25 protein-coding genes are annotated in these 24096 nt (G+C 68.8%); 14 read left to right on the forward strand and 11 right to left on the reverse strand.

Annotated features, from left to right (window positions below; translation table 11 throughout):
• The first annotated feature begins 37 nt into the window (after positions 1–37).
• The 3 genes from DFQ14_RS04510 (at position 38) to DFQ14_RS04520 (ending at position 3644) form a co-directional block, all read left to right on the forward strand.
• Positions 38–1099, forward strand: a complete 1062-nt coding sequence (locus DFQ14_RS04510; RefSeq protein WP_114451784.1) for an adenosine deaminase family protein — start codon at positions 38–40, stop codon at positions 1097–1099.
• A 139-nt stretch (positions 1100–1238) separates the two neighbouring features.
• Positions 1239–1919, forward strand: coding sequence for an HAD family hydrolase (locus DFQ14_RS04515; RefSeq protein ID WP_114451785.1), 681 nt, complete (start codon positions 1239–1241; stop codon positions 1917–1919).
• Between the two features lie 429 nt (positions 1920–2348).
• Positions 2349–3644: a YncE family protein gene (locus DFQ14_RS04520; RefSeq protein WP_114451786.1), complete on the forward strand. Its 1296-nt coding sequence runs from the start codon at positions 2349–2351 to the stop codon at positions 3642–3644.
• 69 nt (positions 3645–3713) lie between these two features.
• Here the strand turns inward: DFQ14_RS04520 and DFQ14_RS04525 are convergent, their stop codons facing one another.
• From DFQ14_RS04525 to DFQ14_RS04540, 4 genes are all read right to left on the reverse strand, one after another.
• Positions 3714–4688 (reverse strand): aldo/keto reductase, encoded by a 975-nt coding sequence (locus DFQ14_RS04525; protein WP_114451787.1) that lies wholly within the window; start codon positions 4686–4688, stop codon positions 3714–3716.
• Positions 4689–4827: 139 nt separating this feature from the next.
• On the reverse strand, positions 4828–5289 hold the full coding sequence (locus tag DFQ14_RS04530) for a hypothetical protein (protein WP_114451788.1): 462 nt from the start codon (positions 5287–5289) through the stop codon (positions 4828–4830).
• Positions 5286–7766: a molybdopterin oxidoreductase family protein gene (locus tag DFQ14_RS04535; protein WP_114451789.1), complete on the reverse strand. Its 2481-nt coding sequence runs from the start codon at positions 7764–7766 to the stop codon at positions 5286–5288. The genes DFQ14_RS04530 and DFQ14_RS04535 overlap by 4 nt, the downstream gene beginning before the upstream one ends.
• Before the next feature lie 175 nt (positions 7767–7941).
• Entirely contained in the window at positions 7942–8343 is a 402-nt protein-coding gene (locus DFQ14_RS04540; protein ID WP_114451790.1) for a four-helix bundle copper-binding protein, read from the reverse strand.
• 278 nt (positions 8344–8621) lie between these two features.
• Here DFQ14_RS04540 and DFQ14_RS04545 point away from each other — a divergent pair, with 278 nt between their 5' ends.
• The 3 genes from DFQ14_RS04545 to DFQ14_RS21995 all read left to right on the forward strand — a co-directional run bounded on the left by DFQ14_RS04545 (position 8622) and on the right by DFQ14_RS21995 (position 9487).
• A complete protein-coding gene (locus tag DFQ14_RS04545) occupies positions 8622–8894 on the forward strand; it encodes a hypothetical protein (RefSeq protein ID WP_114451791.1) in 273 nt (90 codons plus the stop codon).
• A 67-nt stretch (positions 8895–8961) separates the two neighbouring features.
• The gene (locus DFQ14_RS04550; protein ID WP_114452118.1) at positions 8962–9147 is read left to right on the forward strand and encodes a hypothetical protein; all 186 of its coding nucleotides are present in this window, start codon (positions 8962–8964) and stop codon (positions 9145–9147) included.
• A 100-nt stretch (positions 9148–9247) separates the two neighbouring features.
• On the forward strand, positions 9248–9487 hold the full coding sequence (locus tag DFQ14_RS21995; protein WP_170206297.1) for a hypothetical protein: 240 nt from the start codon (positions 9248–9250) through the stop codon (positions 9485–9487).
• A 48-nt stretch (positions 9488–9535) separates the two neighbouring features.
• Here DFQ14_RS21995 and DFQ14_RS04560 read toward each other — a convergent pair whose 3' ends face one another.
• Genes DFQ14_RS04560 through DFQ14_RS04570 form a run of 3 tightly spaced genes read right to left on the reverse strand, consistent with a single transcriptional unit; the run spans position 9536 to position 11857 of the window.
• The gene (locus DFQ14_RS04560; protein WP_114451793.1) at positions 9536–10447 is read right to left on the reverse strand and encodes a sucrase ferredoxin; all 912 of its coding nucleotides are present in this window, start codon (positions 10445–10447) and stop codon (positions 9536–9538) included.
• Entirely contained in the window at positions 10440–11660 is a 1221-nt protein-coding gene (locus tag DFQ14_RS04565; RefSeq protein WP_246195315.1) for a cupin domain-containing protein, read from the reverse strand. Before DFQ14_RS04565 ends, DFQ14_RS04560 begins: the two co-directional genes overlap by 8 nt.
• On the reverse strand, positions 11657–11857 hold the full coding sequence (locus DFQ14_RS04570) for a hypothetical protein (RefSeq protein ID WP_114452120.1): 201 nt from the start codon (positions 11855–11857) through the stop codon (positions 11657–11659). The genes DFQ14_RS04565 and DFQ14_RS04570 overlap by 4 nt, the downstream gene beginning before the upstream one ends.
• 310 nt (positions 11858–12167) lie before the next feature.
• On the opposite strand from DFQ14_RS04570, the gene DFQ14_RS04575 reads away from it, so the two are divergent.
• The 6 genes from DFQ14_RS04575 to DFQ14_RS04600 all read left to right on the forward strand — a co-directional run bounded on the left by DFQ14_RS04575 (position 12168) and on the right by DFQ14_RS04600 (position 19353).
• Positions 12168–13208, forward strand: coding sequence for a sigma-70 family RNA polymerase sigma factor (locus DFQ14_RS04575; RefSeq protein WP_114451794.1), 1041 nt, complete (start codon positions 12168–12170; stop codon positions 13206–13208).
• A gap of 13 nt (positions 13209–13221) precedes the next feature.
• Complete coding sequence (locus DFQ14_RS04580) at positions 13222–13809, forward strand: TIGR03086 family metal-binding protein (RefSeq protein WP_114451795.1); 588 nt, start codon at positions 13222–13224, stop codon at positions 13807–13809.
• 117 nt (positions 13810–13926) lie between these two features.
• Positions 13927–14919, forward strand: coding sequence for an asparaginase domain-containing protein (locus DFQ14_RS04585; protein ID WP_114451796.1), 993 nt, complete (start codon positions 13927–13929; stop codon positions 14917–14919).
• A gap of 50 nt (positions 14920–14969) precedes the next feature.
• On the forward strand, positions 14970–15848 hold the full coding sequence (locus DFQ14_RS04590) for a polysaccharide deacetylase family protein (protein ID WP_114451797.1): 879 nt from the start codon (positions 14970–14972) through the stop codon (positions 15846–15848).
• Positions 15849–16082: 234 nt separating this feature from the next.
• A complete protein-coding gene (locus DFQ14_RS04595; RefSeq protein WP_114451798.1) occupies positions 16083–18032 on the forward strand; it encodes an acyl-CoA dehydrogenase family protein in 1950 nt (649 codons plus the stop codon).
• 304 nt (positions 18033–18336) lie between these two features.
• The gene (locus tag DFQ14_RS04600; RefSeq protein ID WP_114451799.1) at positions 18337–19353 is read left to right on the forward strand and encodes a class I fructose-bisphosphate aldolase; all 1017 of its coding nucleotides are present in this window, start codon (positions 18337–18339) and stop codon (positions 19351–19353) included.
• Between the two features lie 126 nt (positions 19354–19479).
• Here the strand turns inward: DFQ14_RS04600 and DFQ14_RS04605 are convergent, their stop codons facing one another.
• Positions 19480–19974: a bifunctional nuclease family protein gene (locus DFQ14_RS04605; RefSeq protein WP_114451800.1), complete on the reverse strand. Its 495-nt coding sequence runs from the start codon at positions 19972–19974 to the stop codon at positions 19480–19482.
• Between the two features lie 245 nt (positions 19975–20219).
• On the opposite strand from DFQ14_RS04605, the gene DFQ14_RS04610 reads away from it, so the two are divergent.
• Positions 20220–21020, forward strand: coding sequence for an IclR family transcriptional regulator (locus DFQ14_RS04610; protein WP_114451801.1), 801 nt, complete (start codon positions 20220–20222; stop codon positions 21018–21020).
• 144 nt (positions 21021–21164) lie between these two features.
• Here DFQ14_RS04610 and DFQ14_RS04615 read toward each other — a convergent pair whose 3' ends face one another.
• The 3 genes from DFQ14_RS04615 to DFQ14_RS04625 are packed head-to-tail and all read right to left on the reverse strand — an operon-like array spanning position 21165 to position 23503.
• Positions 21165–21647: a MaoC family dehydratase gene (locus DFQ14_RS04615; RefSeq protein WP_114451802.1), complete on the reverse strand. Its 483-nt coding sequence runs from the start codon at positions 21645–21647 to the stop codon at positions 21165–21167.
• A gap of 57 nt (positions 21648–21704) precedes the next feature.
• Positions 21705–22595: a 4-hydroxyphenyl-beta-ketoacyl-CoA hydrolase gene (couO, locus tag DFQ14_RS04620; protein WP_114451803.1), complete on the reverse strand. Its 891-nt coding sequence runs from the start codon at positions 22593–22595 to the stop codon at positions 21705–21707.
• Positions 22592–23503, reverse strand: a complete 912-nt coding sequence (locus tag DFQ14_RS04625; RefSeq protein WP_114451804.1) for an SDR family NAD(P)-dependent oxidoreductase — start codon at positions 23501–23503, stop codon at positions 22592–22594. Before DFQ14_RS04625 ends, couO begins: the two co-directional genes overlap by 4 nt.
• A gap of 115 nt (positions 23504–23618) precedes the next feature.
• Here DFQ14_RS04625 and DFQ14_RS04630 point away from each other — a divergent pair, with 115 nt between their 5' ends.
• A complete protein-coding gene (locus DFQ14_RS04630; protein ID WP_114451805.1) occupies positions 23619–24095 on the forward strand; it encodes a MarR family winged helix-turn-helix transcriptional regulator in 477 nt (158 codons plus the stop codon).
• Position 24096 lies beyond the last annotated feature (1 nt).

The raw sequence follows: 24096 nt of genomic DNA on the forward strand, positions 1-24096 counted from the left end.
GCAACCTGCCTGAGCCGACCACCGGGGAAAGACATCGATGACTTCGGACACCGCACCAGCACCCGTGCCGCGCTACGAACTGCACTGCCATCTCGACGGGTCGCTGCGCCCGAGCACGATCGCCGAATTGGCCCGAGAGCAGGGCATCGCCTTGACCGCACCCGTCGAGCACCTGGTCACCGCGCCGGCGGACTGCGGCAGCCTGACCCGGTTTCTGCCCTACTTCGACCTGCCGCTTCAGGTGCTGCAGACCCCGGAGGCGCTGCGCCGGGCCGCCCGCGAACTGGTCGAGGACTTCCACGCCGACGGTGTGGTCCACGGCGAGGTGCGCTTCGCGCCGCAACTGCACGGCCACCGGGGCATGACCCAGGACGAGGCGGTGTCCTCCGTGGCCGAAGGACTGACCGCAGGTCGGGGCGCCACGGGGGTTGCCACCGGGCTGTTGCTGTGCTGCCTGCGACACCAGACACCGCAGGAGAGCCTGGCGGTCGCCGAGACCGCGCTGCGCCACCGGGGCGTGGTGGCCGGACTCGACCTGGCCGGTGACGAACAGCTCTATCCCGCCACCCCGCACCGGGGCGTGGTGGCCGGACTCGACCTGGCCGGTGACGAACAGCTCTATCCCGCCACCCCGCACCGGGGCGCTTTCGAGCTCGCCCACGCCGCGGGGCTCGCGTGCACGGTCCACGCCGGTGAGGCGGCCGGCCCAGCCGGCATGTGGGAAGCCATCGACGTGCTCGGCGCCCGCCGCATCGGCCACGGCGTCCGCTGCGTCGGCGACCGTGCCCTGCTCGACCGACTGCGGCGCGAGGGCATCGCCCTGGAGATGTGCCCGACCAGCAATGTCCAGACCGGAGCCGTGGCCGGCCTGCTCGACCATCCCGCCACCGCCCTTCTCGGCGACGGACTGTCGGTCACCATCAACACCGACGCCCGCACCACCTCGGCCACCACCCTGGGCCACGAGTTCCGCATGCTGCGCGAAGCGGCCGGGTGGACCACCGAGCACGAAGCACGCGCTCAATCCCACGCCGCCGAGGCGGCCTTCACCCTGCCTGCAGCCATCGAACCATCCCGAGCCCGTCGGCGAGAGCAGTGACCTCTACCTGGGTCCAGCGCCATTGCGAAGCACATACACGAGGGCGTCGACCACCTGCACCCCGCAAGGTGTCCACGGCCTCTCCCCGGCGACGGCGGCGCCGGGGGCGGAGCATCCCCTCACAGGAAGGACGCAAGCATTGCCGCACAACCTCGTCTTCGACGCCGACGACACCCTGTGGGAGAACAACGTCCTGTTCGAACGCGCCGTCGAGCTGTTCCTCGACCACGTCGCGGGATCAAGCTTGCCCCGCGAACAGGTCCGGGCCCGGCTGGACGAGATCGAGAAGGTCAACAGCCATCGGTACGGCTACGGCGTCGACGTCTTCGAGCGCAGTCTCGGCGAGTGCGCAACCGAGTTCCGAGGTCTGCTCGGCGAGACCGACCGCCAGGTGCTCCGGGTCGCGTGCGCACCGATCCGCGCCCAAGAGGTGGAGCTCATCGACGGGGTTGTCGACACGCTGCGCGCGCTGTCCCAACGGCATCGGCTTTTCCTGCTCACCAAGGGAGATCACACCGAGCAGACCGGCAAGATCGAGGCCTCGGGCCTGGCCGGGTTCTTCACCGACATCACGATCGTCCGGGAGAAGGAGACCCCGGTCTACCGGGACTTCCTCGCTCGGCGCGGCCTGGCTGCCGCCGACACCTGGATGATCGGAAACTCGCCGCGCTCGGACATCTGGCCCGCACTGGAGGCCGGGCTCGGCGCGGTCCTGGTGCCGCATCCGATGACGTGGTCGTTGGAAAGCCGCGATCTGCCCGACGGACACGCGAAGTTCCACACCGTCAGCCCGTTCGCCCAACTCGGACGGCACTTCTGAAGCAGCACTCGGTGGCTCTCGACCCGGTCCGCGACCGTGCGCGGGAGTCCACACGAGACGTCCCGGGGCGTTCCTCCGGTGGGGACAGTGCGCCGAAGAGAAAAGCCTCCCCGCGCTGTGCTTGGCGGCCGCGCGGGGAGACATCCCTTACCAGCGATTTTCGTCTGATAGGGACCTTTGATGCTAGCTCCTCACCCGGAGGGGGCGACATACCACGATCCGGTGATCCGCAAGCGCCACCGCCATGTGGCCACCGTGGCGATCCAGCACGGCAATGCGCATCGGGATGGCCCGCGCCCGGTTGTGCCGCGCCACAGTGCTCTCTGCTTTTTCGGAAATCACCGTTGCGGCAGCGCGGTGTGCTGCAGCATGCTAAGCAGATCAACTTACTCGCCGGTAACGAGAGTGCCCCGGAAAGCGAGGACGGATATGAGGTGGCGGAGTGGAAGGCCGTCGAGGACGAGAACGAGAATCGTCACCGCCATCGCCGCGGTGATGCTGGCCGGGGCTTCCGCGGTGTCGCCGGCGCCGACATCGGTCGCCGACGGTGCTCACGAGGGCAGGGACCTGCGCGAGGTGCTGTTCGTCGGCAACAACTGGGACGGCACCGTGGACGTGATCTCCCAGGACGGGCAGTTTCGGCACCTCGGACGGATCAACGTCGTCCCGGACCTCGACGAGCGGATGCGCGAGATTCACACCGATCCCGTCCGCCTGGGTTACTACCTCGGTATCCGGGCGCTGATCGGTGAGGGCCACGACCAGTACGTCGACGACATGTACACCAGCCCCGACGGCCGGCTGCTGATCGTGTCCCGGCCGAGCCTGGCCGACGTGGTCGCCATCGACATCGCCACCGGCGAACTCGTCTGGCGCTTCCGCGTCGACGGTCAGCGCTCCGACCACATGGCGCTCTCTCCCGACGGACAGCACGTGGCCGTGTCCGCCTCGACCGGCAACGTCGTGCACATCCTCGACATCGACACCGGCAAGGAGGTCGGCAGGTTCCCCTCGGGCGACTCGCCCCACGAGAACGTCTACTCACCCGACGGCGAGAAGATCTTCCACGCCAGCATCGGCTACGTCTACACCCCGCTGGACCGACCGGCCCTGGACTCCACCAAGGGCAAGCGCTACTTCCAGGTCGTCGACGCCGACACCCACGAGATCCTCGAGCGCGTCGACATGGGCACCAAGCTCGACGAGGCCGGCTATCCCGACCTGAGCGGGGCCATCCGGCCGATGACGTTCTCCCCCGATGGGCGCTACGTCTACTTCCAGGTGTCGTTCTTCCACGGCTTCGTCGAATACGACCTGCGGCAGGAGAAAGTGACCCGGGTGGCCAAGCTGCCGATCGCCGACCATGTCGAGGACACACCTCGCGAACAGTATCTCCTCGACTCCGCCCACCACGGCATCGCGATGAATCCCCAAGGGTCGAAGCTGTGCGTGGCGGGCACGATGTCGGACTACGCCACGATCGTCTCGCCGAAGACCTTCCGGCACCAGGAACTCGTCCGGGGCGGCAAGAAGCCGTACTGGGCCACCGAGAGCAGCGACGGGCGCTACTGCTTCGTGTCCTGGAGCGGCAGCGACCGGATCTCGGCCATCTCCTACGCCACCGGCGAGGAGGTCGCCCGCGTGCCGGTGGGTGACCACCCGCAGCGGATGCGTCTGGGCCACGTGTCCGCCGACTGGATCGGAAAGCAGCAGAACAGCGGCTGAGCAGCGGGCGCGGCGGCTCTCACCACCCGGCAGGGGAGAGCCGCCACGTCGTGTCCGGGGTGTCCGGGTTCAGACGACGCCTTCGGGGGTGGCTCCCTCGATGGAGACGCCCTCGGCGGTGATCCGCTCGATCTCGGCGAGGTCGTCGTCCGAGAGCCGCACATCGGCGGCGGTGAGGCTGTCCTCGATGTTGCGGCTGCTGCGCGCGCCCACGATGGCCGCGTGCACGCCGGGCTGGGCCAGCGTCCAGGCGATCGCGAGCTGGCCCACGGTGATGCCCCGCAGGGCGGCGAACTCGGACAGCTGCTCGACCACCGCGAGGTTGCGGCGCAACGTCTCGCCCCGGAACGCCGACGAGTGGGCCCGCCAGTCGTCTTCGGCGAACGTGGTTTCGGCGTTCATCGTCCCGGTCAGCAGCCCGCTGGCCAGCGGACTGTAGACGAGAACACCGATGTTGTGCTGCCGCGTGTAGGGCAGCACCTCCTGCTCGATGCCGCGTCGGAACAGATGATACGGCGGCTGCAGGGTCTCGACCGGCCGGGTGTGCTCGAACTCGGTCATGTGGGCGACGTCGTAGTTGGACACGCCGACATGGCGGATCTTGCCCTCGTCGACGAGCTCCTGCAGGGCTTCCGCGGTCTCCTCGGCCGGGGTCTGCTCGTCCGGCCAGTGCACCTGGTAGAGATCGATGTGGTCGATGCCGAGGGCGCGCAGGCTCTGCTCCACACCCGAGCGCAGGAAGTCCCGGCTCGCATCCCGGGAACGCTCGGCGCCGGGATTGACGCCGCCCTTGGTGGCGATGACCAGTGCATCCCGGTCGCGTTTGAGCTCGTCGGCCAGTGCTCTGCCGAGGACGCCCTCGGAGCGGCCGAACCCGTAGGCCTGGGCGGTGTCGAAGAAGTTCACACCGAGGTCGCGGGCATGGCGGATGGCACCGATCGCGGCGTCCTCGTCGAACACGCCCCATTCGCCGCCGAGCTGCCAGGTGCCGAACGCGATGCGTGACACCTGCAGTCCCGTCCTGCCCAGGGTGGCGGTCTGCATGGACCAGGCCCTCCTCAGTCCTGCGAGATGCTGCTCGGTCGTGTCCAGGGTAGTCGGATTCTTGATCGATCGAGGGCGGGTCGGGGCGGGTGGCTCCGTCGAGAGCGGATGACGTGTCGCTCGAAGAGGGCCCTTCCGATCACTGCGCCGCGATGAGGGCCTGTGGAGCGGTCTGTTCCATGCGAGTTTTCAACCAGTCCAGATGCGTGCTCGTCTCCTTGTGGCAGCGGGCGACGAGTTCGAGCAGTTCACGGTCCCGCAGTGCCTCGGCTGCTTGTCCGACCAGCTTCCAGGTGATCTCCACGACGGAGGCGAGCATGTAGACGTCCTGGAGGTCACGCAGCAGTCCCACGGGTCCGCTGCGGATCCGGCCGAGCCCTTCGGCGTGCAGACGCTCCGGTTCGTCTTCCTGACGAGCTTCGCCATAGCGCTGCACGATCGGGTCCAGTGCTTCGTAGTGCGCCAGGCACTGCTGAGCCAGTGTGTGGGACAGGAAGTGAACGTCGGGTTCCGCGGCGTGCCCGTCGGCAACCTGCCGGAAAGACTCGGCGAGGACACGTTCGGCTTCGCGCAGTAACCCCAGGTAGACGGGCAGCTTCATGGATGCTCCTCCCGCGTGGCGACGGCGGGCGGTTCGACGGGGGCGATGCGCTCGTCGGCCATGGCCTCGCTGCCACCGACGGTGGGTCGCACCGTGCCCGGCCGAGCCGGGCGCGAGGCCGCCGTGGTGGGGGCCGGAGCCGGACCGTCACCGGTGGCGACTTTGTCGACACGAACGGCGGCGACCTTGTAGACCGGCTGCTTGGACACCGGATCCCATTCGGTGATCGTCAACTCGTTCGCGCTGCGCGGGTGCTCGCCGGGGCCGACACCATCGGTGTCCCAGTAGCCGTAGTGGAAGGGCGCGAAGACCACACCCTGCCGGCCTCGGCCGATCCGCGCGGCGACGACGATCTCCCCGCGGCGCGAGGCGACGCGGACGATGTCGCCTTCGATGACACCCAGCCGCTCGGCGTCTTCCTCGGCCAGTTCCACCCACGCTTGCGGTGCGGCTCGGTCCAGCGGCTCGGCACGGCCGGTTTTGGTGCGGGTATGCCAGTGGTACACGGTGCGGCCGCTGGTGTAGCGCAGTGGGTAGTCCTCGTCGGGTTCCTCGTGCGGCGGTTGGTAGGGCGCTGCCTTGAGCAGTGCCCGCCCGGCCGGGTTCATGGCGCGGTAGGCCTGTTCACCCACGACTGCCCCGGTCACGAGGTCGTGACCGTAGGTTTCGCAGTAGTCCGGATCGGTGGGGAAGACACCGTCCTCGTAGAGACGCACGGTCCCGTCGGGATGCTCGTCATTGCAGGGCCACGGGATGCCACTACCTCCGCGGAACCGTTCGTAACTCAGTCCCGTGTAATCACACGGCCGACCGCGGGTGCACTCCCGCCAGGCATGGAACGCTCCTTCGGGGTCGGACCAGGGAACGAGCGGATTGCCGTCCCGGTCGCGGAAGTCCATGCGGTGGGCGTAGTCGAGGAAGATGTCCAGGTCGCTGCGCGCCTCGCCGGGCGGTTCGACGGCCTTGTCGCTCAAGTGCACCGTGCGGTTGACATTGGTGAACGTTCCGGTTTTCTCGCCCCACGCAGCGGCGGGCAGGACCACGTCCGCCAGCTGCGCGGTCTCGGTGAGATAGAGGTCCTGGACGACGAGGAACAATTCCTCGCGGTGCAAAAGCTCGCGGATGCGGGCCAGCTCCGGCAGGGACACGGCGGGGTTGGTCGCCTGAACCCACAGAAAATTGATCGAGCCCTGCTCGGCGTAGCGGAAGATCTGCATCGCATGGGTGGGCGGGGCCCAACTGGGAATGTCGAGCGGGTCGACGTTCCACACCCGGGCCAGTTCGGCGACATGGTCGGTATTGCCCCAATTGCGGAACCCCGGCAGGTCTCCGTCCGCGCCGGTCTCCCGGGTGTTCTGTGCGGTGGGCTGCCCGTTCATCTGCAGAATGCCGCAACCGGGACGGCCGAGCAGACCGCGCAGCAGATGCAGATTGTTGACGTTGCACGAGGCCGCGGTGGCCTGATGGGACTGATAGAAACCCTGCAGGACGGTGGACAGCACCCTTTCGGTGGTGCCGAAGATCTCGGCGGTCCGACGCACGTCGTCGGCGTCGACACCGCACACCTCGGCCACCCGTTCCGGCGTCCACGGCTCGACCACGTCGCGCAGCTCGTCGAAGTGCAGAGTGTGCGCGGCGACGTAGTCCTCGTCCATCCAGCCGTTGACGATCACTTCGCGGACCAGCCCGTTCATCAACGCCTGGTTGGTGCCGTTGCGGACGGGAAGGTGCACGTCGGCGTGGCGGGCGACCTCGGTCTCGCGCGGATCGACGCACACCACTTTCGGCGGGTTCTGACCGGCGAGTCGGTCCAGTACCCGCATCCACAGCACTGTCTGAGTCTCGGCCATGTTGTGGCCATAGAGAAAAATCGCGTCGCATTCGTCGATGTCGACGTAGCTTCCCGGCTGCCCGTCGGAGCCGAAGCTTTCCTTCATCGACGCGGCAGCCGTCGCCGTGCACAAGCGTGTGTTGCCGTCCATGTGCGGTGTCCGGATGCCGGCTTTGCCCACAACCGACAGCGTGTAGTACTCCTCCAAGAACAGCTGCCCGCTGGTGTAGAACCCGTGCGACAACGGTCCTTTCTCCTGCAGCAGTCGCCGGCTGTTGTCCACCACGCGCTGCATCGCGGTATCCCAGTCGGTGGCGACCAGGCGGCCGTTCTCCCGCACCAGGGGCCGGGTCAATCGGTCCTTGTTGTCGACACCTTGCCAGCTGCCGAACAGGCCCTTCGGCCCCAGGCGACCGTGGTTGACGATGTCGGTGGCACGTCCCCGCACACCGACCATCCGCCCGTCCTTGACCGCGATATCGCAACCGCACCCGTTGCTGCACAGCACGCAGGCCGACTGCACCCACCGGTCGACATCGTCGTCACCCACCCCCTCGGCCAGCTTCTGGTCGACACGGACGGGCCAGCGCTGATCCTGCTCGTACGGGGTCCGAGTACCCCATACCTCGGCGATGCGGTCGATCATCCACAGTCTCCCGTGAGCGTGCGGGCAGTGACAGCATTCGATGTGCGGTCGTGTTCTTTTCGGGGCGGGACGCCTGCCGGCGGCAGTGCCGGGTCGCCGGCTGTGCTGCTGTCCGGACGCTGCTGCGCAGCGTCCGGAACCGAGTCGACGTTCCGGTGCCCGGCCGGGATCGAAATCAGCCGATGGCGTGCAGCAGGGTCTGGCAGGTGTCGGCGCAGCGCCGGCACTCCTCGGCGCAGATCCGGCAGTGCTCGTGCATGCTCGCGTGCTGGTGGCACTCGCTGCCGCAACTGGTGCAGGCCTGGATGCATGCCTGCAGCTGCGCGCGGGTGATGTTGGCGTCGTAGCCGGTGTGGCGGGACAGCACACGGGCGGTCGTGTCGCAGATGTCGGCGCAGTCGAGGTTGCTGCGCACACACTTGCGCAACTGGTCCACCGACTGCTCGCTCAGGCACGCGTCCGCACAAGCGGTGCAGGTCTGGGCACATTGCAGCGTTGCCTGCACCGCGTCGGCGAGCAGACCCCGATCCAGGTTGATCGTGGCCGGGTAGCTGTCCATCATCTCTCGAACGGGCATGCGTTCCTCCTGACTTTCGGTGGCCTCTCGTCCATACCCGCAGCAAGGCGCCGGTATTCAGTGGTGCCACCCGTCGGGAGCGCGCGCATCGATGCCTCGCCGCTGGACGGGTGTTTGAGCTGGTGAGGCGTTTGGGGGCGGGGATCGGCGGGTAGGCATCCCGGCGTGATGGGAAAAGTTCCGCACGCGCGGTCGAGCGGCATGCCGGTGCCGGGACACGGCGGGGGATGCCGACAGCGTGCGGTGACCGCGGGGCCGTTGTCGAGGGGATGGATCGAATGAGCAGCCCGGGAGCGAACCGTCCTTCCGCCCGTCCTTCCGCGAGCGCTCGGGGCGATTACGACAGTGCTGCGGTCGAGTACGTCCTGCGGGACCGCCGGTGGCAGGGCTGGAGCGAGCTGCTGGAGTGGCTGCGTGCCGAAGGGGTCAACGATCCGCACCTGGCACAGGGCGAAGTGCAGGCACTGCGCCAGGACGCCGAAAGTGCGGCCGCGCGCGATGCTCCCTTCACCAACGATGCCGACCGGTTGTGGCGGGAGTTGAAGCAGTGAGCAGCCCCGGAACCCGCGGGTGGATGCCTTCCGCAGAGCACGGTGCGCGCCGAGCGGGGAGGTCATGATGAGCGAGCGCGATCGCAAGCAACGATTCCCGGTCGAGGACGAGCCCGACTTCGCCGAGGAGCACACTCGGTCCACCTACGCCGAGGAGAACGCCGAGTCCCCCGGCATGTCCGAGGACGAGGCGGTTCCCGAGGACGAGAACACGGGCGGGCAGACGACGAAGGAGCCGAAACGGCCGCTGTGAGGCTGCCGCCGCTTCGATGCCCGGTGACGGAGCACCAGCCTTCCGGGGATCGGCGGTGTGTGGAAAAAGGACGGACAGGCAGGAAGCGAGGTGACCCACCGTGACGGATCGGGAACGCTCGCCCGGTGTGGACCGGGAGTCCACCGGGGAACCGGTCGAGCCCGGCACAGTCCGGCAGCCCGCTTCGGACGAGGCGGAGGACGAGGGCTACGACGAGGGAGCCGGGGACCGGATCAGCCCGGAGGACACCCGGGAAGACGGGCCCGAGACGCCGGAGGAAACCCGGCAGGTGCCGCCGTCGTCGACCCGGCACCTGCCCGAGGACATGCCGCCGGAATGAAAGGGGTGCGCGGACCGGGGTCGCTACCCGGGCCCGTCTGCGCTCTGCTCACCCCCGCTCGTGGTGCAGCTCCACGAGTCGATGCTCGGACGGGACGGACGGCTGGTCGGCGTGGCAGGTCAGCCTGCGTTCGGGGTGAGAGGGAACCGAGCGCAGGCGCACCCGGTAGTGACCCCCGTCCGGGGCGGTGAACGTCGCCTCGACCTCGTCGCCCTCCCGACGGGAGGAGATCAGCGGCAACTCGTCGACACCGCAGATCTCGGTCTCCTGCCGCAACAGGCACTCGGCGGCCTGCGTGGCGAAACCGTAGGCAGTGCGCCCCCGTAAATACCTGGTGTCGAGCTCGCCTCGCGCATAGGCCTCGGCGAGCGGGACGGCATCGTCGGAAGGAACCCGCCCGAAGTAGAACCCGTGCGGCAACGCGAGGAGGTTGCCCGCGAACCGATCCCCGCCGATGTGCGAGACCTCCCAGGTCTGTTCCGGAAAGTGCTTGCTGAGCGCTTCGGCCACGGGTCGGCCCTGCTCGGCGCAGCAGGGATCGTGCCGTCCGTGGGTGCAGACGAAGTACAGCGGGTCCGGCACGGGCTGCAGCCCGGGGCGATCCCCGCGGGCCAGCCCCTCCAGGTCGAGGTCGAAGACGTCGGCGGGACCGTCGAGCACGGCCTGCTCCACCCAGCCTTCACCGAGGCCGGTGCGGGCGAGGAAGCAGTGCCGTTGCCCGGAACCCTGGCCCTGGCGCCGTACCCGCCGGATGAGTACCACGCGCAGCCGCAGTCTGCGGCAGATCTCGTGCAACCTCGTCGACACGTCCGCATCGAGTCGGCTGTCGCGCAGCGCGTCCACCCCCCACGGCCCTGGTTCTTCGAGCAGCACCCAGCCGCGGACCGTGGAGGCGGTGCCGTGCAACGGTTCGTGCAGGGAGCGGCTGCGCGTCTGGCAGCGTGCCCGCGCTTCACCCATCCGTGACCTCGAGCAACCCCTCTCGGACGAGCCGCCGCAGGAGAACGAGACGGCTGGCAGGATCCAGGTGCGACGCGAGATCGCGGGCGGTGAGAGTGCTCCCGGCGGCGATCTCGCGCATCGCCGGTTCGACCCAGCCGGGCACGCGCAACTCCCGGTCGCCGAGCAACACCCGCACCGGATCGGTGCCGCCGGAGCGGATCTCGCACACCGCACCCGGGCGCCGGCGCAGCCGGGTGTCGTCGTCCAGCGTGGCCAGGCGCATGCGGTCGACCAGCCCACCGTGCAGCAACGAGGGGCGGCCGGTGAGGAAGCGGTCGGCGAGATCGTCGGTGACGTCGCGGGCGTCCAGCTTCTCCAGCCGCGTGCCCAGTTCCTCGAGCCGTTCGCCGAGCTGTGTGGCCAGCGCTTCGGTGTCGCGGTGGAACCCCACCGGTAGTGGGGCCTCCAGCGCCGGGTCGTCGAGGAGCTGGGTGAGTGCCCGTTCCAGCACCTGCCGCCACCGCGTCGGGTGGATGCCGACCGTGAGGTGCCCGGACAGGGTGTGCTGCGTTCGCGCGGCGTGCCGAGTGCCGGTCGGCAGGTAGACGGCGGTTCCCGGCACCAGCTCGACGTTGTCGGCCGCGTGCTCGTCGGCGGTGCCGTCCTCGTCGGGGCCTTCCCCCGTGTTGCCGCTCCCGCCGTGCTCGGCCGGGGCCGGCCAGATCTGCCAGGTCTTGCGCCCGAACGCCTGCAGCACGAACACGTCGTGGGTGTCGCTGTGCGGATGGAAGCCCTGCGAACCCGGTGGAGTGAGATAGGCGTTGACCTGGCACGAGTGGCCGAGGGCGAGCTCCAGCGACCGGCAGAAGCGGGTCAGGGGCGGCCAGTAGCGCTGCAGCCCCTGCAGCACGAGGGTCGCTCCCTGTTCCACGGCGCTGAACACCCGGGCCGGATCGGCGATGCCGCTCATCGGCGCGTTGCCGATCCGGGCCGACTGCGTGTACTCCGAGGACGGAAGGACCCGGCCTTCCCGCACGAGCCGGAAAGCCGGGGTGCGCAAGCCGTATCCCGACAGCAGCCGGTCGACGTCGTCGAGGCCGAGCAGGTCCTCGAATCCGTCCGGCGTCGGGCCGTGCACCATGACCCGTCTGCCCCACACCTGCTCGGCGAAACGGTCGGGGTCACCGACGCAGCGCCGCAGGGATTCGGTGTCCACGTCCGGTGCCGTCACGAGTCCCGCGAGTCGCTGTCGGAGTCCTGGGTGTCGGCGTCGTCGGACTGATCGGTGCCGTCGGCGTCCTGCGTGTCGGCGTCGTCGGACTGGTCGGCGTCCTGCGTGTCGGCGTCCTTGGTGCGGGCGGCGATTCCGCCTGCGCCCACGGTTTCCATGTCCTCGTCGCGCAGCGGGCGGTTCGGGTCCTGCTCCATGGTGGCCTCCACATTCTCGAGCGCTCGTGCATTTCTCGCCGGTGCGGGAGTTTTCCACGCCTCTTCTCGCCCTGCCGCCCGGAAAGCGAGGCAGCGGCACAGTACTGCCCACCCGGGTGAATCCGGCTCCCGCGACGGTGGTTCTCATGGTCGCCGAGGCGTGGTGCGGCCGCCCTGCGCTGCCGGTGGCACATTCGTCGTCTCGGGCGCGATGAGTTTTCACCGCCGACGTTGTCGATATCGGCGAGGCGGTCCACGCGGGCGCCTCGATGACCTACAGTTGGTTTTTCGGGTGGGAGGGGTGAGGAGCATGGCCACGGTCAGCAAGCCGGCCGGCACCGACAAGCCGGTCAGCACGGGCAGCCCGGTCGACGGGGATTTCCTGCGAATGGCCGACCCGTATCGGCGCGAGTTGCTCGCGCACTGCTACCGCATGCTCGGCTCGGTGCACGACGCCGAAGACCTGGTGCAGGAGACCTACCTGCGCGCGTGGCGCTCCTACGACCGCTTCGAGGGACGATCCTCCCTGCGCACCTGGCTCTACCGGATCGCGACCCGCACTTGCCTGACCGCGCTGGAAAGCCGCGGGCGGCGTCCACTGCCCACCGGCCTCGGCGGGCCCGGTTCCGACGCCGCCGACGACCTGGTGCAGCAGCCGGAGACGCCGTGGCTGGAGCCCATCCCCGACGGCATGGTCGATGACGAGCGCACCGACCCCGCCGCGATCGTGACCTCGCGCGAGAGCATGCGGCTGGCCCTGATCGCCGCCATGCAGCACCTACCGCCCCGGCAGCGTGCCGTGCTGATCCTGCGCGACGTGCTGCAGTGGCGGGCCGCCGAGGTCGCCGAAGCATTGGACACCTCGACCCCCGCCGTCAACAGCATCCTGCAGCGCGCCCGGGCCCAGCTCGAACAGGCCGCGCCGAAACCCGAGGAGGTCGTCGAACCGGCCGGCTCGGAGCAGCGTGCTCTGCTCGACCGCTACGTCGCGGCTTTCGAGGACAAGGACGTCAGCGCCATCGTGGAGCTGTTCACCTCCGATGCCGTCTGGGAGATGCCGCCGTTCACGGGCTGGTACCGCACACCGGAGAACATCGGTCGCCTCATCGACACGCAATGCCCCGCCGGGCCGGGTGATATGCGACTGGTGGCCACCGAGGCCAACGGCCAGCCCGCCTTCGGGGTGTACATGCGCGGCGACGACGGGGTGTATCGGCCGTTTCACCTGCAGGTGCTCACGCTGACCGCCGCGGGCGTGGCCCATGTCGCCGCGTTCTTCGACCACCGCCTGTTCGCCACGTTCGGCTTGCCGGAAACCGCCCCCGACCGGCCGCTGCGGCCGGCGCACTGACGCGGGCACCACGATGTCTCGCGAATCCGCGACGGCACCGCTGATCGGCGGTGTCGGGCTGCTCGAACGAGCAGTTGGCTACACCCTGGGCAGTCTCCGGCTCATCACGCAGGAAATGCTGCCGTATCCCACGCCCTGCCGGGAGTGGGACCTGCGCACGCTGCTGGCGCATCTCGACGAGTCCCTGACGGCGCTGCACGAGGGACTCGACACCGGGCATGTCGACCTGGGTGCGGGTGGCGCGGGCGGTGCTCCGGCCACCGACCTCGTCACCACGGTGCGCACTCGTGCTCACCTGCTGCTCGGGGCCGGAGCTCGTGCCGACAGCGACGAGGAGATCTCCATCGCGGGCTCGCCGTTGGCGACCAGCATTCTGACGAGTACCGGAGCCGTCGAGATCGCCGTCCACGGGTGGGACATCTCCCGGACCTGCGCAGAGCATCGGCCGATACCGCCGCCGCTGGCCGAGGAGCTGCTCGAACTCGTACCGCTGTTCGTCACCGACACCGACCGCCCCGCACGTTTCGCCGCGCCCGTGGACGTGCCGCCGCAGGCCGGTCCGGAGGAGCACCTGATCGCCTTCCTCGGCAGGAATCCCTGACGGTTCCGAGGCTCACGCGGTCGTGTGCTCGCTGCGACCGTGTGCCGCACATGCGGGCGGGCCTGCCGGGCACGCATCCTCGGGACGGTTGCCCGCTGCATCCGAGGGAGGTCTGCGATGGGCAGGATCCGGTTGCTGGCCACCGGAGGAACGATCGCCAGCCGCTCCGGCGCCGCCGGGCGGGTGGCCGCGGCCACCGGGGCCGAGCTGCTGGCCCGGGTACGGGTGCCCGATCGTGTCGAGGTCGAGCCCGTCGACGCGGTGACCACCGGCAGCTTCGCCCTGCAGTCGACCGATCTGGAAGCGCTGCTGCGCAACCTGGCCGCGGCGCTGGAGGAGGGCATCGACGGTGTCGTGGTCACCCACGGCACCGACACCATGGAGGAGGTCGCCTTTCTGGCGGGTCTGCTGCACGCCGATCCGCGGCCGGTCGTGTTCACCGGAGCGCAGCGCCCTGATGACGATCCCGCCCCGGACGGGCCTGCCAACCTTGCCGACGCGCTGAGACTGGCGGCCGATCCGCACGCCCGCGACCGCGGGGTGCTGGTCGGTTTCGACGGGTACGCCTATCCCGCGCGCGGCGTCGCCAAGGCCGACACCCTGGGCGCGCATGCCTTCACCGCTCCCGGGCGGGGCCCGGCCCTGCGCGTGGCCGAGGACCGGGTCCGGTCGCTGACTCCGCCGTCACCGCCACCGACGTTGCCCGTCCGCCCGGGCGAGCTGGTCCTGCCGCGGGTCGACGTCGTGCCGCTCTACGTCGGTGCCGACGCCGCGTTGCTGCACGCCGCGGTGGCGGCCGGGGCGCGGGGACTGGTGCTCGCGGCGTTCGGAGCGGGCAACGCCACTCCCGCCGTGGTCGATGCCGTGCGGGACGTGGTGGCCCGTGGTATGCCGGTGCTGGTCTGCTCCCGGGTTCCCGCGGGCCCTGTGGCACCGCTCTACGGCCATGGCGGCGGAGCGGATCTGCAAGCCGCCGGAGCACTCTTCGGCGGGGACCTCAGCCCCTGGCAGGGCCGGATGCTGCTGGCCACGGCCCTGGCCTGTGCTGCCGAAGAACCCGCGGTACTGGTGCACCGCTGGCTGGAGGCCGGTGGCGACGGCGAGAGCTGACGGTGCCGCACGGAATCGGCACGGTGAACCGTCGACGAGCAGGAGGAACCATGAGCAAGGACATCCTCGTCTCCTACGGAGTGGACGTCGACGCCGTCGGCGGTTGGCTGGGCTCCTACGGCGGGCAGGATTCCCCGGACGACATCTCCCGGGGGATGTTCGCGGGCGAGGTCGGGGTACCTCGCCTGGTCGAGCTGTTCCGTCGCCACGGGATCACCCAGAGCTTCTTCTGGCCGGGGCACTCGGTGGAGACCTTCCCCGAGCAGTTCGACGCCTGCGTCGCGGCCGGCCACGAGATCGGCGTGCACGGCTACAGCCACGAGAACCCGATCGCGATGAGCCGTGAGCAGGAAATCGAGGTGCTGGACCGCTGCGTCGAGCTGATCGAGCAGCGGTCCGGCAGGCGCCCCACCGGCTATGTGGCGCCCTGGTGGGAGTTCAGCCCGATCACCAACGAGCTGCTGCTGGACCGCGGCATTCGCTACGACCACTCGCTGATGCACCACGACTGCCTGCCCTACTACGTGCGTACCGGGGACAGCTGGACGAAGATCGACTACGAGCGGCCCGCCCGGGAGTGGATGCAGCCGCTGGTTCGCGGTGAGGAAACCGACCTCGTCGAGATCCCGGCGAACTGGTACCTGGACGACCTGCCGCCGATGATGTTCGTCAAGGCCAGCCCCAACAGCCACGGCTTCGTCAATCCGCGCGACATCGAACAGCTCTGGCGGGACCAGTTCGACTGGATTTACCGCGAGCACGACTACGCCGTGTTCACCATGACCATCCATCCCGACGTGTCCGGCCGGCCCCAGACACTGCTCATGCACGAGCGGCTCATCGAGCACATCAACGCCCACGAGGGCGTTCGCTGGGTGACCTTCGACGAGATCGCCGCGGATTTCGCCCGTAGGCAACCGCGCCACTGACTCCGGCACTTCTGCTGCCGGGCTCCTGTCGCCGGGCCCGTCGACGAAGCCCGTCCCGCACCGACCTCCGGTCGGGTGAATGTCCCGGGCAGGCTCCGTGCTGGCACCGCAACGGGCTGTCACTCGAACGGCGGGGAATCCGTGCGTTCCCGGAGGTGGGCGCGAGCAGCGCGGTCGCGCAGGTTACCAACCAGTAGTAGCGTGAGGTGACCCCAGGATTACAGGAGGTCAGCGATGACCGCAGTGGATCCGAATCGCACGGCTCAGCCGCAGCAGCGCTCCGTCGATGAGCGCGAGGCCAGGCAGGTCGCAGAGCAAGCCCGCGAAACCCGATGGGACAAACCCAGCTTCAGCAAGGAGATCTTCCTCGGCCGGTTCCGGCTCGATCTCATCCACCCCTATCCGGAAGGGGACCAGCAGCATCGCGAGCGCGACGAGGAGTTCCTCGCCCGGCTGCGCCAGTTCTGCGAGGAGAAGGTCGACGGTACCGACATCGAGCGCAACGGGGTCATCCCGGATGAGGTCCTCGCCGGGCTCAAGGAACTCGGCGCGCTCGGCATGAAGATCGGCACCGACCACGGCGGGCTCGGCCTGTCCCAGGTGTACTACAACAGGGCGCTGGCGATCGCGGGCTCGGCGCATCCGTCACTGGGCGCGCTGCTGTCGGCGCACCAGTCGATCGGGGTGCCGCAGCCGGTGAAGCTGTTCGGCACCGCCCAGCAGCGCGAGGAGTTCCTGCCGCGCTGCGCGCGCACCGACATCAGCGCCTTCCTGCTGACCGAACCGGACGTGGGCAGTGATCCCGCGCGACTGGCCGCCACCGCCACCCCGACCGAGGACGGTGACTACCTGCTGGACGGGGTGAAGTTGTGGACCACCAACGGCGTGATCGCCGACCTGATGGTGGTCATGGCCAGGGTGCCGTCCGCGGAAGGTCGCCGGGGCGGGGTCACCGCCTTCGTGGTCGAGGCCGACAGCCCCGGGATCACGGTGGAAAACCGCAACGCGTTCATGGGGTTGCGTGGTATCGAAAACGGCGTGACCCGGTTCCACCGGGTGCGTGTTCCGGCGAAGAACCGCATCGGTGCCGAAGGGGCCGGTCTGAAGATCGCGCTGACCACGTTGAACACCGGCAGGCTCTCGCTGCCCGCGATGTGTGCGGGTACGGCCAAGTGGTGCGCGAAGATCGCCCGCGAATGGTCGGCGGCGCGGGTGCAGTGGGGCCGGCCGATCGGCGAGCACGAGACGGTCTCGGGCAAGATCGCTTTCATGACGGCCACGGCGTTCGCGCTGGAGTCGGTGTCGGAGCTGTCCAGTGAGATGGCCGACGAACAACGGCACGACATCCGCATCGAGGCCGCCCTGGCCAAGCTGTACGGCTCGGAGATGGGGTGGTCGATCGCCGACGAACTGGTGCAGATCCGCGGTGGCCGCGGCTTCGAGTCCGCCGAGTCGCTGGCGGCCAGGGGTGAGCGCGGGGTCCCGGCCGAGCAGGTCCTGCGCGACATGCGGATCAACCGGATCTTCGAGGGATCCACGGAGATCATGCACCTGCTGATCGCACGGGAGGCCGTGGACGCCCACCTGTCGGTGGCCGGCGACATCATCGACCCGGACGCCGGACTCGGCCGCAAGGCCAAGGCCGCGGCGCGGGCGGCCAAGTTCTACGCGGGCTGGCTGCCGACGCTGGCGACGGGCAAGGGACAGCTGCCGAACTCCTACGCCGAGTTCGGCCCGCTGGCCGGTCATCTGCGCTACGTGGAGCGCGCCAGCCGCAGGCTGGCGCGGCAGACGTTCTACGCCATGTCGCGCTGGCAGGGCAAGATGGAGCTCAAGCAGCGGTTTCTGGCTCGGATCGTCGACATCGGTGCGGAACTGTTCGCGATGAGCGCGAGCTGCGTGCGTGCGGAGATGCTGCGCAAGCAGGATCCGGAGCAGGGGCGCTCGGCCTACGAGCTGGCAGGGACCTTCTGCGCCCAGTCCAGGCTCCGGACCGAGGAGCTTTTCCGCCGCCTGTGGACGAACACCGACACGGTGGATCGATCCCTGGCCCGGACGGCCCTGGAGGGCAGGCACACCTGGCTGGAAGAAGGCGTGCTCGACCCGTCCATCGAAGGCCCCTGGATCGCCGATACCCCGCCGGGGCCGTCGGCGAAGGAGGACGTCCACCGCAGAGCGGGATAGGCGAGCCGGAGACTGCGCCCGGGACGCCGGTTCGCCGGCGTCTCGGGCGGTCGCTGTCCGCGGTGAAGTGCGAGACCATGTCGGCACGCTCTCGGTGACCGGCGAGGCGTGCGGTTTCTCGGCAGGCGGCCACCGCCGCGAGCAGTACCGTGCGAATCGGGGCGGTCACGCAGGGTGGATGCTCGTAGGGTGGGTCGAGGGGCGCAACCGTTTCCTGACAGGCTTGCACCGAGGCCGACGTTCGGCTCGCCCAGCCGTCGCAGGTCGGCAACGACAAGATCGCTTGTCCGAAGGAGGAAATACCGTGTTCAGCGACGATATGCGGCTGATCGCACAGCAGATGGTTGCCGAGGGTAAGGGCATCCTCGCGGCTGACGAGAGCACCGGCACGATGGAAAAGCGCCTGCACGCCGAGGGGCTGGACTCCACCGAAGAGGTGCGGCGGCAGTACCGCGAGCTGATCGTGTCCACGCCGAAGCTCGGCAACTCGATCAGCGGTGTGATCCTGTACGACGAGACGATCCGTCAGTCTTCGGACGAGGGAACTCCGCTGCGCCGGATCGCGGCGGACAACGGGGTCATCCCCGGCATCAAGGTGGACAAGGGAGCCAAGCCGCTCGCGGGCAGCGACGGTGAGAAGGTCACCGAGGGGCTGGACGGGCTGCGCGACCGTCTCGCCGAATACGTCGAGCTCGGCATGAAGTTCACGAAGTGGCGGGCCGTGCTCGACATCGGCGACGGCCGTCCGAGTGACTACGCCATCCACGCCAACGCCCACGCTCTGGGCCGGTATGCGGCGCTGTCGCAGGAGGCGGGACTGGTGCCGATCGTCGAGCCCGAGGTGCTCATGGACGGCGACCACTCGCTGCAGGCCGCCGAGGAAGCGACCACGCGCACGCTGCTCGCGGTCTTCGACGAACTGGCCAAGCAGAACGTCGAGCTGGAGGCGATGGTTCTCAAACCGAACATGGTGGTGGCGGGCAAGGACCACCAGCCTCAGCCCAGCTCCGAGGAAGTGGCCGAGGCCACCGTGCGCACGCTGCGGCGCACCGTGCCCGCCGCGGTACCGGGCATCGCCTTCCTCTCGGGCGGGCAGAGCGACGAGATGGCCACGACGAACTTGAACGCGATCAACCAGCTCAGGCCGCTGCCCTGGCAGGTCACCTTCTCGTTCGGGCGGGGCCTGCTGGCGCCGACGCTGCACGAGTGGGCGGGCAAGAGCGAGAACCTCGGCCGTGCCCAGGAGACACTGGCCCACCGGGGGAAGCTGAACGCGGCTGCCCGTGACGGCCGCTACAACGCCGAGCTCGAACACGCCTGATCCCACTCACGGCGTTTTCGCCGTGCCGTGGGGCGCTGCCGGGACCCGGGCTCGCACGCTCGGCTTCCGGCACCGCCCGGCTACGGACGGACCGGCACTCTTGCTGTGGTGCCGGCCGGACCGGGATCAGGAGGAAGCGTTGCCGAAGTCCTCCGGGGAGATCCGATCCAGGAATGTCCGGAACTGGGTGATCTGATCCTCCGAGGGCTCGTCCTCGGCAGCGGTCTCATCGGTGATGTCGTCGGCGGCGATACCCTGCTCGGCCAGCAGGGTGTCGTCGGCGACGATCGGGGTCCCGGTGCGCACCGCAAGGGCGACCGCATCGCTGGGGCGGGCCGACACGGTCCGGCCCTCGGGAAACACCAGCTCGGCGTAGAAGGTTCCCTCGTGCAGCTCGGTGATGCGGACTTCGTCCACGTGCGTGCCCAGAGCTTGGATGACATCGGCGAGCAGGTCATGGGTCATCGGCCGGGCAGGGCGCTGCTGGGTGCGAGCCAGCGTGATGGCCATTGCCTCGGCTTCCCCGATACCCAGTGCCAAGTACCGCTGGCCGGAAGTCTCCCGCAACAGCAAAAGAGGCGTGTGTTCCGGCTCCGTGATTCCCACCGTCTGGATGTGCATTGGCAACCACACCGCGCTGCACCTCCTCGATCGACTGTCCGGCCACGTACGGACCGGTCGGCGTGGGCTCGGGCGTTTTTCGCCCGGATGCGCCGAGACCGTCCGGCCTCGGCGCGAGGCCCTACGCCCCACCCTAGAGAAGTGGTTCCGACATGGTGGTTGCGGCGCTGCGGTGGACCACCACGTACGGCGCTCCGTAGCGCTCGCGGAGCTGCTCGTTCACGAGAAGAGAATAGTCTTCTGGTATGAAGAACAAGCCGCCGTATGCGCTGGCGTCCGTGGACAACGCGTTGCTGCTGCTGCAGATGCTTCGCGATCACGGGAGTCTGCGGGTCAGTGAAGCCGCCGAGGAACTGGACATCGCCCGCTCGACCGCGCATCGCCTGCTGTCGATGCTGGTCTACCGGGATTTCGCGATGCAGGACGATCGCCGCACCTACGTTCCCGGCCCCGCGTTGACCGCCAGCCAGGTGGTCGGGCGCCCGCTGCAGCAGCTCCGCCGCTGCCTCGGTCCGCACCTGGACGCGCTGTGTGAGCGGGTGCAGGAGACGGTCAACCTCATCGTTCGGGTCGGTGTGCAGGCACGCTTTTTGGCCAGCGTGGAATCCACGCAGGTCCTGCACGTCGGGGACCGGCAGGGCACGATTCTGCCCGCGCATCTGACCTCAGGTGGTAAGGCCTTGCTCGCGGAGCTGGAACCCGAACAGCTCGAGCGGCTGTACGCTTCCTCGGCTGCCGGCCCGAAAGAGCCCGGCGAGACCGGAACCGGCGATCCGCACCTGTCCGAGCAGGCGTGGGCGGAGCTGCTGCGGGAGCTGGAAGCGGTGCGCACGCGCGGCTACAGCCTCAACATCGAGGGAACCGAAGCGGGCGTGTCGGCGGTCGGTGCTTGCGTCTACGGTGCCTCGGGGGAGGCGCTGGGGGCGGTATCCATTTCCGCGCCCTCGGCGAGGTTCGACAAGCAGCGCATCCCCGGCTTCGTGCGCGAGCTCAGGGCCATGGCCGCCGACGCGCAGGGTGACCTGCGTTCCCTGTCGCAACTGTGAGCGCCGGACGTGCCCGGTCATTCTGGAGAGTGGCAGGGACCGATCCCGGCAGAGCGATGTCGCCGATGGTGAGCAGTTCCTCCGGAGGGTGCCGGAGGTTTCGCTACCGGCGCCGCTACGCACAACGGCCCCAGCCACTCTCATTCACTCGAACATGCGGTAGACGGCTTCGGCGATGCAGGCGGGCCGCTCGCTGCCTTCGAGTTCGATGGTGGCGTCGACGGTGACCTGAACACCGCCTTTGGGCAGTTCCTCGTGCTGTGCGAGGGTGGCGTTCAGGCGCACTCGGCCGTCTGCGGGGACGGGGTTGACGAAGCGGACCTTGTTGAGCCCGTAGTTGACCTTCGTGGTCACGCTGTTCACGGTGAGCACTTCCTCCCACATGGGGATGATCAGTGACAGGGTGAGGTAGCCGTGGGCGATGGGGCCACCGAAGGGGCTTTCGGCCTGGGCACGTTCGGGATCGGTGTGGATCCACTGGTGATCGTCGGTGGCGTCGGCGAAGGTGTTGATGCGGTCCTGTCCGATGGCGAACCACGAGCTGGCTCCGAGTGACTTGCCCTCGAATGCTCGGAGTTCGGCCAGGGTGTCCAGTGTGGTCGTGTTCGTGGCAGTGTCGGTGGACACGGTTCCTCCTGTGGGAGTTGACCTGTGGGGTGAGGAGCTCTCGCGTGACGTGCTGGGTCAGTCGCCGAGGCCCAGCACCCGGAGTGCGTTGTCCTTGAAGATCAGCGGGCGGACCTCGTCTTTGATGTCGAGCTTGTCGAAGTCGCGCATCCAGCGGTCGGGTTGGATGACGGGGAAGTCCGAGCCGAACAGCACTTTGTGCCGCAGGAACGAGTTGGCGGCCTGCACCAGTTGCGGCGGGAAGTACTTCGGCGACCAGCCCGACAGGTCGATGTGGACGTTGGGTTTGTGGGAGGCGCTGGAGATTGCTGCGTCCTGCCAGGGCACCGACGGGTGAGCCATGATGATGGTCAGCTCGGGGAAGTCGGCGGCGACGTCGTCGAGCAGCATCGGGTCGGAGTAGCGCAGCTTGATGCCGTGCCCGCCGGGCAGTCCGGCGCCGATGCCGGTCTGCCCGGTGTGGAACAGGGCGGGCACCCCGCATTCGGCCAGCGTTTCGTACAGGGGGTAGAAGTCGCGGTTGTTGGGTTCGAATCCCTGCAGGCTGGGGTGGAACTTGAACCCTTTGATCCCGTAGTCGTCGACGAGTGTGCGCACGCGCTTGATGGCCGTTTTGCCCTGCCAGGGGTCGACGGAGCCGAAGGGGATGAGCACGTCGTTGTGGCGGGCGGCGCCTTCGGCGATCTCCTCGACGGAGTTGACCGGGTGACCGGTGGCGGAGGAGGCGTCGACGGTGAACACGATCGCGGCCATGTTGCGCTCGCGGTAGTGCTCGGCCATGGTCTCCAGGCTCGGGGTGCGCTCCTGGCCGGACTTGAAGTACTTCTCCGAGGCCGTGATCAACTCGTCGTCGAGCGATTTGTGGCCGCAGCCGTCGATTTCGACGTGGGTGTGCACGTCCAGCGCGGTGATGGCCTCGGAGTCGAGGCCGTATTCGTAGCGGCTCATTGCGCGGATGCCTCCTCGGGGAGTTTCTCGCCGACGGATTCGAGGTGATCGGCGAAAGTGGTCGGCCATTCCTGCTCGATCGCCTCGGCGTCCCAGCCGCCGTCGTGGTAGGCGGTGGTGGTCATGTCCGGGTGCGACCACAGCGCCAGGCGGTCGCCGCCGACGCCGACGGCTTGGCCGGTGACCTCGGCGGCGGCGTCACCTGCGAGGAAGGCCACGATGCCTGCGGCGTCTTCGGGGCCGCCGAAACCGAGCTCGCGGCGGGCGAAGGACGGCAGCTGTTCACCGTTGTGCATGGCTTCGACGTAGGGCTTGAGGAACGGCACCGTTTCGGTCATCGCGGTGGCCGCCACCGGCACGACCGCGTTGACGGTGATGTTCGCCCGCTGCAGTTCCATGGCCCAGGTGCGGACCATGCCGAGGATGCCCGCCTTGGCGCCGGAGTAGTTGGTCTGGCCGAAGTTGCCGCGCTGGCCGGCCGGGGAGCCGATGCAGATGATGCGGCCGCCCTCGCCCTGTTCGCGCATCCTGATCGCCGCGGCGCGCACGCAGGTGAACGTGCCGCGCATGTGCACGTTCAGCACCTGGTCGAAGTCCTCGTCGGTCATCTTCCACACGACCTTGTCGCGCAGCATGCCGGCGTTGGTGACCAGGATGTCCAACCGTCCGAAGGTCTCGACGGCACCGTCGACCAGTGCCTGGGCGACCTCCGTGCTGCCCACGGCGCCGGTGACGGCATGCGCCTTGCCGCCTTCGGCGGTGATCGCGGCGACGGCGGCGTTGGCGGTGTCGGCGTTGATGTCGTTGACCACGACCGCGGCACCACGCCGGGCGAGTTCCCGGGCGTAGGCCAGACCGAGTCCCTGGCCGCTGCCGGTGACGATGGCGACCTTGCCGGTGAGATCCATGGCGACTCCTGATGTTCGAGGCCGATTGCCTAATTTAGATGAAAACAACTACTATTGAGAATGTCAATGATTGATGAATGGTGTATTGTGCGCGGTACGAACGAGAGGACTGTTGATGAGTACGAACCATCCGTTGGCCGAGGACCTCGGCTTCCTGCTGTCCCGGGCCAGTGGCGTGGTGGCCCGCTCGGCCAGCGCGTCGCTGGCGCCGCTGGGATTGCGGGTGCGCTCCTACTCGGTGCTGGCCTTCGCCGGCGAGGACAGCGCCGGGGTGACCCAGCGACGTCTGGCCGCCCTGATGGGGTTGGATCCCAGCCAAGTCGTGGCCCTGGTCGACGATCTGGAAAGCAGCGGTCTCGTCACCCGAGCCCCCGACCCGACCGACCGCCGCAACAAGCTGATCATCGCCACCGAGAAGGGGCACCGGATTCGCGAGGAGGCCCAGCAGCGGGTGGATCGGGCGCAAAGCGGCCACTTCGACGGGGTGCCGCAGCAGCACCTGGAGCAGTTGCGCTCCATGCTGCGACGCATTGCGATCCCGGAGGAGGTGCCGGCGGGCTCCGGTACCGAGTCGGCGAGCGGTGCGCAGTGAC

The sequence above is a fragment of the Halopolyspora algeriensis genome (assembly GCF_003337235.1).
Lineage (GTDB): Bacteria > Actinomycetota > Actinomycetes > Mycobacteriales > Pseudonocardiaceae > Haloactinomyces > Haloactinomyces algeriensis.